Genomic DNA, 12461 nt, shown 5'->3' with positions numbered 1-12461 from the left:
CTGGTTATCAAGCATAAAGGTATCATATCACAGTACCAGTTAGGTAGGAATCACCAAATCTAAAAGAGCTTGAAAAGGGCCGCCAAAAGAAAGGGGGTAGGGTTAGACCGTGCACCCTCCTTCGACAAAAAACCACGAGGAAGCCCTGGATCGTTAGCTCCGGCCAGGTTTGCCCGCGGCGCCCGGCAGATCTTGCTTACCGCTGCTTCCTTCCGGACCTGACGGGGTTTGCAAGTTGCCGTCGCACGGGGCCCAACCTTCAACGCCACGTGTTCAAGGCTCGAACTCACGGCCAATGCCTAGGGAGGGGATTCAGCCTCGCTATAGCGGATTGCGAGTAGAGGGCACCGCTAACTCCCCGCTTAGCACGGTCAGAGAGATTATAACATAATCCTTGTTTGCTCTTTGCTTCTAAGGGTGGGCGAATAAGAATGGTAAAGGAAGAAGCCCTTTAAGCCGGATTTTATTATTCGCCAAGCTCTATTTTTATTCCGCCGATCAAAGGGGCAGCAAAATTATAGACTAGGGCGCCTACGGCTCCCGCGATGAAGCCACCAATGATGGAACTTATAACTATTGTTATCAAGCCAGAAATGCCGAAGCCATATCCGAACCCCTGGCCACCCATCATGCCACCCAGTGCACCAAATATGGACGACATTAAGATGCCATTTAATAAACCCAAAACTGCGCCCAAAACTGCCGACATTTTGCCTGCTGAGAGTACATCGATTTTCTTTATTTCTTTCATGGTATCACCTCCCCCTGCTCACAAGTTTGATATAAATTCACCGCTTACCGGCTTAAAGGGCAGTTTCGAAAAAATAGTCGTTTGCTTATAATTTTAGACCATTGAAAGACTTTGTTCTAGCCAATACCGGCAAAGAGCTTCAAACCAGCCGCCCCTCATAGGCCCAATGGAGAAGCACCTGCCGCTGCCTTGGCCGGCAAGAGAGATCACCTTTCAAACAGTTCTTTTCTATCTGAGCGATGTGGCGCCTTGTCGCCTTCCAGCGCTTGATCTGAAAATCGTCAAATTCCGAGCGCCGCCCCATATAATAGCGGCAATACCATTGAAACCAACCCCTGGGATCTTCCGGGTAGATCCAGCCCCTTTCGATCCAGCAGGAGCAGGGTTTGGAGGCATTGACGCCAAAGAAGTTTATGGCGGGATCGTGAAGCTCCGAGCAAAGCTTAGCTCCAAGGTACCAGCCTTTGGGAAATTCGCCCCCGCAGTCGGTCATATATTTTCCGCCAAAGATGCCCATCTTAAGGAGCTCTTCCGGGCTGAGCTCGGGCTTAAAATCGGGATGAAAATTTTTGCCCATCGGCTCGGCTAAGAGATATTCGTATCCCCTCTCTGCATCAGGTCGTTTACGACCACCATTTTTGGTTGCACAGCCTCTTCCGTCCTAGATGGTCCACTGGTTGTGAATTATGCCAACGACATACCAGTCCCCGCTTCGCCACTCAAAGACCAAACGAAGGCTCTCCCAGTCCAAGCCGGCATACTCCTCATCAAAACCGGAGAAATAGTACTCGACGATTATCGACTTGGGATAGACCACAAACTGATTCTCAAGCGAGTTGCCGCTCCCGATCGCCTGGTTATAGCTCATCTCCTCGGGATGGGCAAAATCGCGGCTGTAGATAAATTTATCAAAATATTCACCCCCGCTAAGCTCCATCGGCTTACCGGTACCATCGTAAGCGCCAAAGATGTGCTTTCCGCCATCGGTCAAGAAATCTTCAAAATCCCTTGCCGTAAAGATGAGGTCCTTCTCCTCATCCACGTAGGCGTAAGGGGTAAGGCGAACCCCCTTCTCGGGATGGATAAGCCTAGAAAATGATTCAATGTCGCGCTGGGCAAGAGAGCCGATCGCCTCGTTAGCCCTATTCTCTATCATCTCTCTGGCCGCCTCGCCCTCGATCGGATAGGCGGGCTCTTTGGCGCCTATCTCTATCTCCTCGCCCAAAAACTTAGGCTCAGCTCCGGTTAAAAGATCTATGAAGACCTTAACCCTGGCAAGCGCCTCGCGGGCGCGGACCTTCGTGCTCATCTCAAGGGCCCCCTTCGCATTGTAGCCGGCGGCGCTCAAGCCCAGTTTCTTTGCGATATAGATGGCCCGGCGATTGTGAAACTCCTGCGAGATAACGATGAAATCCTTCTGCCCAAAGATCTTATCGGCTCTGACCACCGAGTCGTAGGTGCGAAACCCGGCATAATCGAGATACATCCTCTCTTTTGGGATGCCCTTATCCAGGAGGGCCTTCTGCATGGCGACCGGCTCATTATATTCTTTTACATGATTGTCGCCGCTAACTATCAGGTATTCTATCTTGCCCGCCTCATATAACTGGACGGCCGCATTTATCCGGCCCCAGAAGTAGACGTTGTTGCGCCCGCCTGCCACATAGCGCGACGTGCCAAGGAGCAGTCCGACCTTCTTGTGGGGGACATCGCCCACGTCGTCAAAGACGAGCCCGTCGGTCACTTTGCCGATGGTAAGATTGGCCAAAAATATGGATGCCAAGGCGATAAGACTAATGGCGATGGCAATTACTACAACGATTTTGAAGCCTTTTTTTATCTTTTTCATGATCTCCTTGTGATTTGGGTTGACATCGAAAATAAGATTTTAACAGAAAAGAGGGCTTGCGTTTGAAGGGTCGGGGGCTATCGATTTAACCTCTATGCTTCATCTTCATGTAGAGGCCGCCATCTTCGAGCTCGCTAAGCATTTGGCTCAACCTCTTTTGCTTGGTCTCTTTCTTAACCGCTCTCGTTATCCAGCCGATGTAATCGTTCTGCTGATAGGCGGGCCGCTCAAGATACTTCTCCATCAGGCCATTTTCAATCAATGCCTCCTTGATGAATTCGTCCATCGGATGGCGGGGTCTCTTTAAGTTCTTGAATTTATCCTCCACCAAAGAATCACCCCAGAGCCTTGCTCAGCGCAAGACTCTCTTTGGCAAGATAGCGATCGTAGGTGAAGAGCAAAAGGTTTGTCAGGCCAAGGACTATGAATCCGGCAAATCCGGTCCCGCCGACCGTCAAATCATTTCCGCCCTTGATGACCATGAGCGAAAGACCCAGGCTGCCGTTGAGCGAGCCGTGGATGACAGAGGCCGCGATGACCGAATTGGCCTTCAAGCGTACGTAAGAAAAGATTGGAAATAAAAGAAAAAAGTCAATATGACGAAGGTTAAAACCTTCTTGGTCCGTCTTTGCACGAAACTGGCCCCCGACCATGGATCACTTAAACCAGTATAGCACCGGAAAGACGAAGGTGATAAAGACCGACCAGGCGCCGTAGATGGGCAAGAAATCGGCCACGACCTTCATGACGCCACTTAGGTCCTTTTTACCAGAGGTAAATTGAAGGTAGGAATATGCAAGGTAAGCGACATTTGCCATCGTGATGAGGTTTAAGCCAAGCACGGCGACCCGATTTGGAGTCAGCCCATAGGAGGCCAGACGAAATAGGATGGCCGAAAGGGCGACTCCATCCACGATTAAGCCGAGGGTAAGCAGACCGACTATCGTTACATCGAGCCACCTCTCTTCTGCGCCCCGCCCCTTCTCGGTGATGCTGTAGATGGCCAGCGCAAGGACGAAGAGCATCATCGCGTTGAAGACGATAAGAAAATCCCGGTCGGTAAAGGGGCTCCTTCTCTGGGCTATCATCACGATAAGATATATGGTTAGGGTGATAAGAAAGAGCGGGGAGAAAATCTTGGCAATTACAGCAGATATCCGCATCTCGTCCTTTGGGCGGAGCAGCACCAGGTGGGCGGCGACGATCGGCATGGCGGCAGCGCCGTAGACCGCTATCCACCTTACGTAGAAGTCGGCGATGTCGATGCCCATGGCCATAAAGAGCGCGGTTGTCATGCCGGTCAGCATCATCCCGGCTATCTGGATAATCGCTATGAAGACCAGGAGCTCGCCGTTGAATTTTATGTAATCGATCCTTTCGCTGGCGCTCTTCCAGTTCCCACCAGCAAAGGCTACCCCGGTTACCAGCCAGAGAAGGACGGGCAAATGGAGCATGGAAAGAAGACTGGTATCTGAGGTTTGAGGATTTGGAATGAAATTCATCCAGACGAGCGAGGCGAAAAAGATGGCGGCAGTGGTTGCTAGAAGTTTTTTGTCCAGACTGGCCCGTAAGAAAAAGTAGGCGCTAAGAGTCGCGAAAAGGATGAGACCTGCAAAGCGGGAGTAAAAGAAGAGCTCGTCTATGCCGAAGATGGCCGGAAGTTTAGCCAGCGTCCCGGCTAAAAGGGCGAGCATGATGACGATGTGGATGGGTGGATGCCCCTTGACTATAAGCTCTTTCCGCTCAACGGTTCCCTCTTCATCCGCGCTGATTCGAGCCTGCCAGAAACCGTATGCCCCGCCTAGGCTCTCGGGGTCAAGTTCCTTAAAGGCCGCGATAAAACCCTCTTTGTCGGCCCGGTAAAGCCTCTCCAATTTTTCCGGGTTTTTTAAGTTCTCGATGACCCCTTTATCCATTTGATCTCCTTTGGGCATTGTCTTTTCTTTTTTTGCTCAAGAAAGCTGTCGAGCCCGCGCCAAAGAGGACGAGCGCTCCAACTGAAATGTAGCGCACCCTCTCACTTAAATCACTCTCCGCCTCATGGGGATGAGTAAGGCTTTTATCCTGATAATAGGGTGGTGGATATATTCTGACATCCTGACCATCCGGGCGTTTTGTGTATACTTCGTTCTCAACGAAATAAAAGTCATTCTCCTCACCCCCCGAATTTGTGTACCACTCGATGCAGGCAAGACTGCCAAGCATACTCCAGGCAGGCGCATTAGCAGGCACTAGGTTTAAGGTGTTATGGTCGCCACTATCCGCCTTAAAAATGCCCCAAGCTTTCTTATAAAGGCCTCCCGCTCTCTTTAAGGAAAATACGCAGAAGTCACCAATGTGCGGCTCTCGCATGTTTCGCTCGTAAGGGTCATCCCAGCCATAGGTAAAATCACTCGAAACGATGATGACGTCTGCAATAACGCTGCCGCTTAGAACCCTTAGAACCTCTACCTCGAAGCCTAAATCGTTCTTTCCAATCAGCTTGCCAACGATAAAGGCATCTTGATCCTGCTGAAAGGATTCGTGTTCGTCTGCTTGAAGCATCCTAACCAATGCATCAGCAGCATAAACTCGTGAAAATGAGAGCAAGAGCCCAATAGAAATGAAGACAAGCAACCGCTTCATGCATTAGCCTCCAGATTTGCCGGACCTGTGCCATATTAGACAAACATTATATATCTTTTTTTCACTATTAGATAATTTTTTAATTGACACAAGAAATAACCATCGAGAAGCCTTAGCTTATTATGCGTATAGCTAAAATGGGGAAGAGACATATTTGGTGGCGGAGGGGGAGGGATTCGAACCCTCGAGGCGGTTTGAGCCGCCAACGCGATTTCCAGTCGCGCGCACTAGGCCGGGCTATGCGACCCCTCCGTTTGAAGGATTGGACGAGATAATAAAGTTAAAAGATTTATCGCCATCCGTCAAGAAATCTTTTAAGAGGCAGCTCGCCCAAGAAGGCTGGTAAGTCTTTCGGCCCCCTTGGGGCCCAAAAAGGAGTGGCTCGCCTGGACGAAATGGAAGCGGTCTGCGGGCGCGCTTATCATCATGAAAGCGGCCCCAAGCCGCTCTGCGCACATCCATTCGTTATAGGTGCCAAGGATAAGATCGGGAGAGAAATCTTCAAGGATTGAGTCGACCCTACTCGCATCGTCGGTTACTAAGGTTTTGGCCCCGGTTTCCTTTAGGCCGCCTTCAAAGTAGTCCTTAAAACCTTTCAAGAAGGTGCCGGCCAAAACCTCTTTGAGGCGGGCCTCCTCTTTCAGAAACCTTGCGATGCCAAGGGCTCTGCCGGCTCCGGCAAAGACGGCAACTCGCATGTCGGCCTTCACCTGGGTGAGGCTCGCCGTAAGGGGGGCTGGGGGCACAAGGCCAAGAAGCTCGGCCAAGTTTTGGCGGAAGCGCTCGCTCCCCTCAAAGCCGATCGGCAGGTCCAGAAGATAGGGCTGGCCGAAACGCTCCTGCAAAAACTTGAGGCTGGCCAAGGAGACCTCGGGCGAAGTGGTAACGTTAGCCCAGGCCCTCGGAAGGGCGGCAAAATCGCTCAAATCCGCCTCGAGAGGGATTAGCGCGCTGACCTGGGCCCCGAGGGATTCGATGAGGGCCCTCATGGCCAAGGCGTCGCCCCTTGCGTTGATATCCAGAAGACTGGGCCCGATTATGTTTACCGAGGGACGCTCGCTCCGCTCTTTGCCCCTTGCAAATTCTTCGACCAATTGAAGCAGGCTCTTTTCTGCCGCCCCATATTCCAGATCTCGGATGGGGTGAGCCCTTAAAAGAAGGAGGCGGTTTTGATTTTGGCTTACAAAATCTCGAACCATTAGAGGGATATCCTCCTTCAAGAGGCTGGCTGCCCCGCTCTGAGCAACCATTATAACCCCGTTGGAAACCACTTCGTCCTGACGCTTTAGGGCGGCCAAAAACTTCTCTTGGGCCCCCAGCGAGAGCTCGCGCCGCCCGAGGGCGATCGTCGAGACGGGAAGGCGGCCCACTTCAAAGCCCAAACCGATTTCGGAAAGAGGATAGCCGTCGCCGAGCATTCCCAAAATGAGGAGGCTTGCCCCGCGAGGGCTTGCCGTCATCATGGCCGCCCCAAAAATAGCCGGCCCCTCATAGAGCCACTTTGCGCTCTTCATCGGCCAAGCCCCTTTATGGTGATGACCTGATCCTTCTCGAGTTCTTTGGGATAGAAGGGAGCAAGACCGGTCAGTTTCCCGTAGAGGTCGGGCTCGACGATATTTTTGGAGTTAGCGAGACCAAGCATCTCCAGGCGCAAATAGGCGGCGCTCGGCACGGTCAGAAAGCCGCTCTCCTTCAAGAAGTTGGCCAAGGAGAGATGGGCAAAGACCAGATCTACCCCCGCCTCTTTGGCCCTTTTGACCTGATCGTAAAGATCGGCCCCCTCTATCACCTCAACCCCAAGCTCTTTCAACCGATTAAGCTCCGCCGCAAGGCTGCCATTTAAGCTCGGCGTGCTAACCTCGAAAACGCCTAGGCCAAGATCTGCAAAGAGGCGGGCGAGCGGCAGCTCTATAAGACCGCTTCCAATTATCATGATCGTCTTCTCCATCAGGTGGGCTGCCCGCTCGCCCGCCTCCTCCCTAGCCTCCTTGGCCATTTCGGCAAGCGGGGCCGGGTCCAGCGATAATTTGCGAAGGATCGCTCCGTAGAAATCCTCAGATCCGTCGGCTCCCAGAGGAAAGAGCGAGCTCAAAATGGTTGCTCCAAAAATATTTTTGACCGTTCGAAGGCTCTTGGAGAGATAGGGGTAGAGCGGGGCAACCAGAGAACTTTTAGAGATCCTGGCCATATCAGAGGGGCTATTGCCGGGAAAGAAGCCGCCAAAGGAGATGCCGAGCGCCTCCATCTCGGCCCTTAAAACGGCCGCCGTCTCCTTGGAGGCCGAACCGAGGAGGACAACCCCTCGGCTACCTTGGACGTCGCTGCTTGGACTAATCAACTCCAAAAGGGCCGAGATGATGATATCTTCCCCCTCCCCCTCGCCCTTGAAGAAGCCGCTAGATTGAGCGGCCACAACCTTTGCGCCAAGCTCCTCGCCCAGCCTCTTGACCAGAGATTTTAGGTCGAGCTTCATAATCTCAAGAGCGCAGGAGCCCATAAGGACGATGATTTCGGCTCCACCCCCAACCGCCTCCTTGGCAATCTCTAAAAGCGGCTCATATATTTCACCCGTGGCGATCTCCTCCTCCTCGAGCAGGGCCAAAGAGAAGCAAAGCCCGTGTTCTCCTCGGCGAGAAAGCCCCATCTGGATGAAGTGAGCGCATTCGCGCATGCCGATGCTTATGAAGTGAATATTTTCAAATCTTCTGGAAAACCAGCCGATAGCGGCGAGCGGACACCATGAATAGTAGCAGACGGCAAGCCTTGCCTCCTCACTCATTTGGCCGCGGACTCAATCTCGGTAAGGAGGGAAAATACCTCGCGGTCTGAGAGGGGCAGGGTCTCTTGGGCGGCAGGGTTTGAGAGCAGATAATCGGCTATCTCTATGTAGGGCATGGTAAGCGCCACAAGGGCAGGGTCGCTCTCGGCCGCTTCGAAGATGGTCTTGCCGCCGAGACGAGAGGTACGGATTGAGGAGTTCTCTTCGATAAGGCCTATCGTCTTGGAGTCGAGCCTAGCCGAAAGAGCATCGATGAGATCTTTCTTGCTGCAGCGGTTTGCGATCATGCCGGCAAATTTTACCGGATAGGACTTGCCCTTCTGAGCCACGGCGGCGGCGATCCGGTTGGCCGCAAAGAGGCTATCGAAATCGTTAGTCGCAACGATTACCGCGTAATCTGCATGTTGAAGCGGCACCGAGAAGCCGCCGCAGACGACGTCGCCAAGGACATCAAAGAGGATTATATCGTAGGCGGTCAGAGCGCCAAGATCGCTAAGGAGCCCAATCGTCTCTCCGACCACATATCCCGCGCAACCGACCCCGGCCGCCGGACCGCCCGCCTCGACGCAGGCTATCCCTTCATAACCGGTGAAGATGATGTCGTCCTTGTCGACCTCATCGTAGTTGAAATCTTTCTCGGCTAGGACCTCGGTTGCGGTCGGTATCAGACTGTGAGCTATCGGAAAGGTGGAGTCGTGTTTGGGATCGCAGCCTATCTGCAGAACGCTCTTTTTGCGCCTGGCAAAGGCGACGGCCAAATTCGAGGTCGTCGTGGACTTGCCGATTCCGCCCTTGCCATATATCACCAGCTTCATGCGTGCTCCCCGTTCTTTAGATTAACAATCAAGGGCGCCGACCGGGCACTTGGCCAAACATTCTCTGCAGCGCAAGCAATCGATGCTGGCGACGCGGCCGCTATCCTTGAAATCCATGGCGACCGTACCTATCGGACAAACCCGCCCGCACGCGCCGCAGTCGATACAATCCTCACCTATCGAGACCAGATTCTTGCTTGCGCCCAAGACCCCTTGAAGGGTTCCCATCGGACAGAAGCTGCACCAGGACCTCGGCTTGAAGATGAGGCCTAGCCCTATCGCCAATATGCTGGTGATGATACACATGGTTATGAAGACCGAGCCGATCTTAACCGGGTTTCCGCCCGTCCCAATCAGACGAAACGACATAAAGCTCATCATGAGAGCAAATACGCTCCAGCGAAAGGGGGCCGTTTTGAGCAGCGCGGGCACTCTCCCATTTAAGCTCACCCTCTCCAGTATGCGCTCGAGAAATGAGCCGCGCGGACAGAACCAGCCGCACCAGTGCCTCCCTTTGATCGCCGCCATGACGAGGAAAAAGCCCATCATGGCAAGGACCCCAAAGCCCAAATATGGCCACTTAAGCCCGCCAAAGACTATCAGGGGAAGAAGTAGCCACGCATGGCTTTGAATGCTTTTTCTCTTAGCTTGTTCGATGCAGATCTCTTTCATTGACTCCTCCGTTGTTGATTGACCGATTTTTGTAAAACTTTATCTTCTTCTCAAAATCACCCTTCTAAACAATTTGAGCAAGTGCCGTAGATATAAGCCTGGAATTCATCGACCTTGTTGCCTTGAATCAGATCCTTTTTGGGAATAGCGCAATCGACAGCGACGTCAAAGACGCGCCCGCAAGCCTTGCAAGAAAAATGATGGTGAGCTTCGATTATCGAATCGTAGCAGACCTTGGAGCGCAGAATGGTCAGCTCACGCAAGAGACCGAGATCTCGAAGGAGTTCCAGGGTAGAATAGACGGTGGCCTGTGAGAGGGAGGGATATCTGTCCTTAAGACCCCTATATACCTCTTCCACGGTGGGATGACCTAAGTTGCCCTCCATGAACTCGAGCACAGCCAGGCGTTGGATGGTTGGGACGCGACCCTCTTCTTTCAGCTTTTCTATCTTCTCTTCGGCTATCAAGTCGCCTCCTTGGGTTCAAATAACCTTAGCAAATAATCGCTATTAATCAATAATTATTACAAATCTTTGTCATGAGAATATTTAATCTTTTGCTGGAGAGGGAATTAAATGATCAATGAGATTTCACGGCCGTTAGCGCAAAATGGTTGCTTGAGAGGTCGATGGCGCTGATGTCTGCAAAGTTTAATTCGATAAGCAATGCCAAAACTTCGGCCTCGGTCAAGCGTTCGCCCAGCGGCGGCCCGACCAGAGCAGTTAAGGTGTTCTTCTTCCACTCTATAATGGCAAGTTTTCCGCCCGCCTTCAAAAGGGCCGCCGCCTCTTTCAAAAAGAGGGCTCTATCTTGGGCCTCGTGAAGGACGTTGGCCATGAGCGCGAAGTCGAAGGTCCCCTTTTCGGCCGGGAAGGAGTACTCTTTTGAAAGGATGGCTGAGACGTTTTGGGTTTTTGCCTTCTCGATTCGAACCTTAAGTTCATCTATCATCTCGGGCGAGATATCGAAGGCCGCAACGTGGCCCGCTTTGCCGACTATCTCGGCTGCCGCAAATGAGAAGAAGCCGATACCGGCTCCGATATCGGCCACAGCGTCTCCCTCGCGCAGGCCGAGCTTTAAGAGGGTCTCCTTTGGAGGAAGCCTCCTCCTCTCGGCCGAGTCGAGCTTATGCATCTTTTTGGGATCGAATTTATGAGCCATTATCCCCTTTTAAAAACATCTTATAGGTAGCAAAGAGCAAAATGATTGCCAGTCCCGCCCCGGCGGTAAAGGCTATGCTCATGATGGGAGAGGGCCCCACCGAAAGCCTCTTGATGATGGTCCCAAGGAGCGCCCAGCATATATCGCCAGGGCATAGAAGATATCCCCCTTTAGCTTAACGGCTAGCAATCCAAGGATGGTGGCGGCAGCGATCATGAGGACCGTCCAGGATTCAGCGCTTATGCCAAATCCATTCCAGCCCAAGCTCAAGAGGAGGACCGATACGTTGGCGATGGTGGCAACCGATATCCAACCCAGATAGATACTAAATGCGGGTCGAACGAAGAGGGCCTCTCCTTTTGACGGTTGAGAAGCTCCCGTGCCAAGGCGCAGGTAGATTACGATCAGGCTTGCGAGGATGACGAGCATGATGAGAAGCGAAAGGGCGACCTTCTCAAAGTGCCAAGCGAAGATCCAGGAGACGTTGGCAAGCGACGATACGATGAAGAGGGGTCCGATTTTGGCCAAGAAGTCAGTTTCCTGACCGCCCCCAAGGGCCTCCTTGAGGCCGTAAATGACGAAGATCAGAAGAGGGGTATACATAAGACCCCAGATGGAGAAGGTAAGGCCGGCGTAAAGAGGCTCGGGTATTTATCGGAGAGCTCTAGGGTCGCCCGGCCGCCCAGAGGCAGAGCTACGGCCAGGTAATTTACATAAACCATGGCAAAATAGATACAAAAATTTAGAATCGAAAAGAGCTTTAATTTACCGGCTTTATCCATAAATCAACCCCCCTTAAGATTCCGACAGAAGCCTGCCCGCTTAGGCTAAGCCTGACCCAATTACCATCATAGCTTTTTGAAGAACATCACGTAATAGGTGCGAGCTGAAATCATGATGAAGATGATCAGATACCACCAGATATCCAGGCTCAATATGACTGGAAAGGGTTTGGCCAAGATAAGCCCGAGCATGAAGGCGGTAAAGGCCAGAAGCTTTATGTCGAGCAAGTTGCCGAAAAGCTTTGCCCTCTCGTTTGCCCATCCGAATATGCCCATTTAGCCTCCTTTGATCGTTTACTTCTCCATCATAGCCGGAATCCTCTTGATCCAACACCAGTGAAGGATCAGGTGATATCCGACCAAAAGCGCCAAGGCCACGCTAAAAACTATGTGGATGGCCAGCCAGTCGTGTCTGCCGAGTCCAAGAAGATAGGCGGCCCCGCCGCTCCCGCGCCCCCCTGAAAGCCCGAGCCCGAAGGAAGGACCAGCCAGAGGACCATCCCCGAGACCAAGGAGAGAAGGAAGGCGACCGCTGAAGCGATATCGACTACGATGTTGGTCTTACATTTGTCCCGTGCCATCGTTAACACCTCCAAGTTTTTGGATGGCAAAAGGCTTGCATAAACATTTTACCATCAAGGTTGTTGTGTGGCTTAGGATAGCAAGGAAAGCTGAGAGAAAGCTTAAGGGATAGGCAAAAAATTTATGTCCGCGTTGGATACAAATAGATTTTATGAAGACCATTCAATCTTTGCTGATTTAGATAAGTTATGTCTTGCGCAAAGAATTCTAACGTTCTTTGGCGAAATGCTGGTTCCGCCCCTTGAGTAAGTAAGGTCGTGATCAAAGTGGAGCTCGTCCCTTGCCCCACATATAACACACCTACCATTATCCCTCTCCTAAACGATCTTCTTTATTTGCGTTGGGATAACCCTTGTTCTGGGCTTTAATCTATCCTCTTTGGAGTTCTTATTTTCAAAATTAACTATTGTCTCTTCGAGCACAAAACGAAAAACTCTTCTCTTCC

General features: G+C 52.0%; 16 protein-coding genes, 1 tRNA gene, 1 other RNA gene and 1 pseudogene. All 19 read right to left on the bottom strand.

Features of this window, described 5'->3' with window-relative positions:
- Positions 1-107 precede the first annotated feature (107 nt).
- The 19 genes and pseudogenes from ffs to QMD53_02155 all read right to left on the bottom strand — a co-directional run bounded on the left by ffs (position 108) and on the right by QMD53_02155 (position 12015).
- An RNA gene (gene ffs, locus QMD53_02245) (signal recognition particle sRNA large type) lies at positions 108-371 on the bottom strand.
- A 95-nt stretch (positions 372-466) separates the two neighbouring features.
- On the bottom strand, positions 467-751 hold the full coding sequence (locus QMD53_02240) for a hypothetical protein (protein MDI6799486.1): 285 nt from the start codon (positions 749-751) through the stop codon (positions 467-469).
- Between the two features lie 139 nt (positions 752-890).
- Entirely contained in the window at positions 891-1328 is a 438-nt protein-coding gene (locus QMD53_02235) for a hypothetical protein (GenBank protein MDI6799485.1), read from the bottom strand.
- A 624-nt stretch (positions 1329-1952) separates the two neighbouring features.
- A pseudogene (locus tag QMD53_02230) lies at positions 1953-2600 on the bottom strand (ElyC/SanA/YdcF family protein).
- Positions 2601-2685: 85 nt separating this feature from the next.
- Complete coding sequence (locus QMD53_02225; GenBank protein MDI6799484.1) at positions 2686-2886, bottom strand: YdeI/OmpD-associated family protein; 201 nt, start codon at positions 2884-2886, stop codon at positions 2686-2688.
- A 49-nt stretch (positions 2887-2935) separates the two neighbouring features.
- Positions 2936-3154 carry a hypothetical protein gene (locus QMD53_02220; GenBank protein ID MDI6799483.1) on the bottom strand — a complete coding sequence of 73 codons (219 nt, stop codon included), beginning with the start codon at positions 3152-3154 and terminating at the stop codon, positions 2936-2938.
- 102 nt (positions 3155-3256) lie between these two features.
- Entirely contained in the window at positions 3257-4516 is a 1260-nt protein-coding gene (locus tag QMD53_02215) for a DUF4153 domain-containing protein (GenBank protein ID MDI6799482.1), read from the bottom strand.
- Positions 4509-5216 (bottom strand): hypothetical protein, encoded by a 708-nt coding sequence (locus tag QMD53_02210; protein MDI6799481.1) that lies wholly within the window; start codon positions 5214-5216, stop codon positions 4509-4511. Before QMD53_02210 ends, QMD53_02215 begins: the two co-directional genes overlap by 8 nt.
- Positions 5217-5383: 167 nt before the next feature.
- Positions 5384-5477, bottom strand: a tRNA-Ser gene (locus QMD53_02205).
- Between the two features lie 62 nt (positions 5478-5539).
- Positions 5540-6739, bottom strand: a complete 1200-nt coding sequence (locus QMD53_02200) for a nitrogenase component 1 (GenBank protein MDI6799480.1) — start codon at positions 6737-6739, stop codon at positions 5540-5542.
- The gene (locus tag QMD53_02195; GenBank protein ID MDI6799479.1) at positions 6736-8004 is read right to left on the bottom strand and encodes a nitrogenase component 1; all 1269 of its coding nucleotides are present in this window, start codon (positions 8002-8004) and stop codon (positions 6736-6738) included. Before QMD53_02195 ends, QMD53_02200 begins: the two co-directional genes overlap by 4 nt.
- Positions 8001-8819 (bottom strand): ferredoxin:protochlorophyllide reductase (ATP-dependent) iron-sulfur ATP-binding protein, encoded by an 819-nt coding sequence (gene bchL / locus QMD53_02190; protein MDI6799478.1) that lies wholly within the window; start codon positions 8817-8819, stop codon positions 8001-8003. The genes QMD53_02195 and bchL overlap by 4 nt, the downstream gene beginning before the upstream one ends.
- Positions 8820-8840: 21 nt before the next feature.
- On the bottom strand, positions 8841-9491 hold the full coding sequence (locus tag QMD53_02185; protein MDI6799477.1) for a 4Fe-4S binding protein: 651 nt from the start codon (positions 9489-9491) through the stop codon (positions 8841-8843).
- Positions 9492-9547: 56 nt separating this feature from the next.
- Positions 9548-9958 (bottom strand): transcriptional repressor, encoded by a 411-nt coding sequence (locus tag QMD53_02180; GenBank protein ID MDI6799476.1) that lies wholly within the window; start codon positions 9956-9958, stop codon positions 9548-9550.
- A 112-nt stretch (positions 9959-10070) separates the two neighbouring features.
- A complete protein-coding gene (locus QMD53_02175; protein MDI6799475.1) occupies positions 10071-10652 on the bottom strand; it encodes a methyltransferase domain-containing protein in 582 nt (193 codons plus the stop codon).
- Positions 10653-10730: 78 nt separating this feature from the next.
- Positions 10731-11255 (bottom strand): hypothetical protein, encoded by a 525-nt coding sequence (locus QMD53_02170; GenBank protein ID MDI6799474.1) that lies wholly within the window; start codon positions 11253-11255, stop codon positions 10731-10733.
- Positions 11237-11434, bottom strand: coding sequence for a hypothetical protein (locus QMD53_02165; GenBank protein ID MDI6799473.1), 198 nt, complete (start codon positions 11432-11434; stop codon positions 11237-11239). Before QMD53_02165 ends, QMD53_02170 begins: the two co-directional genes overlap by 19 nt.
- 66 nt (positions 11435-11500) lie before the next feature.
- On the bottom strand, positions 11501-11710 hold the full coding sequence (locus QMD53_02160; protein ID MDI6799472.1) for a hypothetical protein: 210 nt from the start codon (positions 11708-11710) through the stop codon (positions 11501-11503).
- A 110-nt stretch (positions 11711-11820) separates the two neighbouring features.
- Positions 11821-12015: a hypothetical protein gene (locus tag QMD53_02155; protein MDI6799471.1), complete on the bottom strand. Its 195-nt coding sequence runs from the start codon at positions 12013-12015 to the stop codon at positions 11821-11823.
- Positions 12016-12461: the final 446 nt, after the last annotated feature.

The organism is Actinomycetota bacterium (assembly GCA_030017835.1).
Classification (GTDB): Bacteria; Actinomycetota; Aquicultoria; order UBA3085; family Oleimmundimicrobiaceae; genus Yes70-04.
The sequence above is the reverse complement of the archived record's forward strand: the minus strand, read 5'-3'. Positions and strand labels throughout refer to the sequence as shown.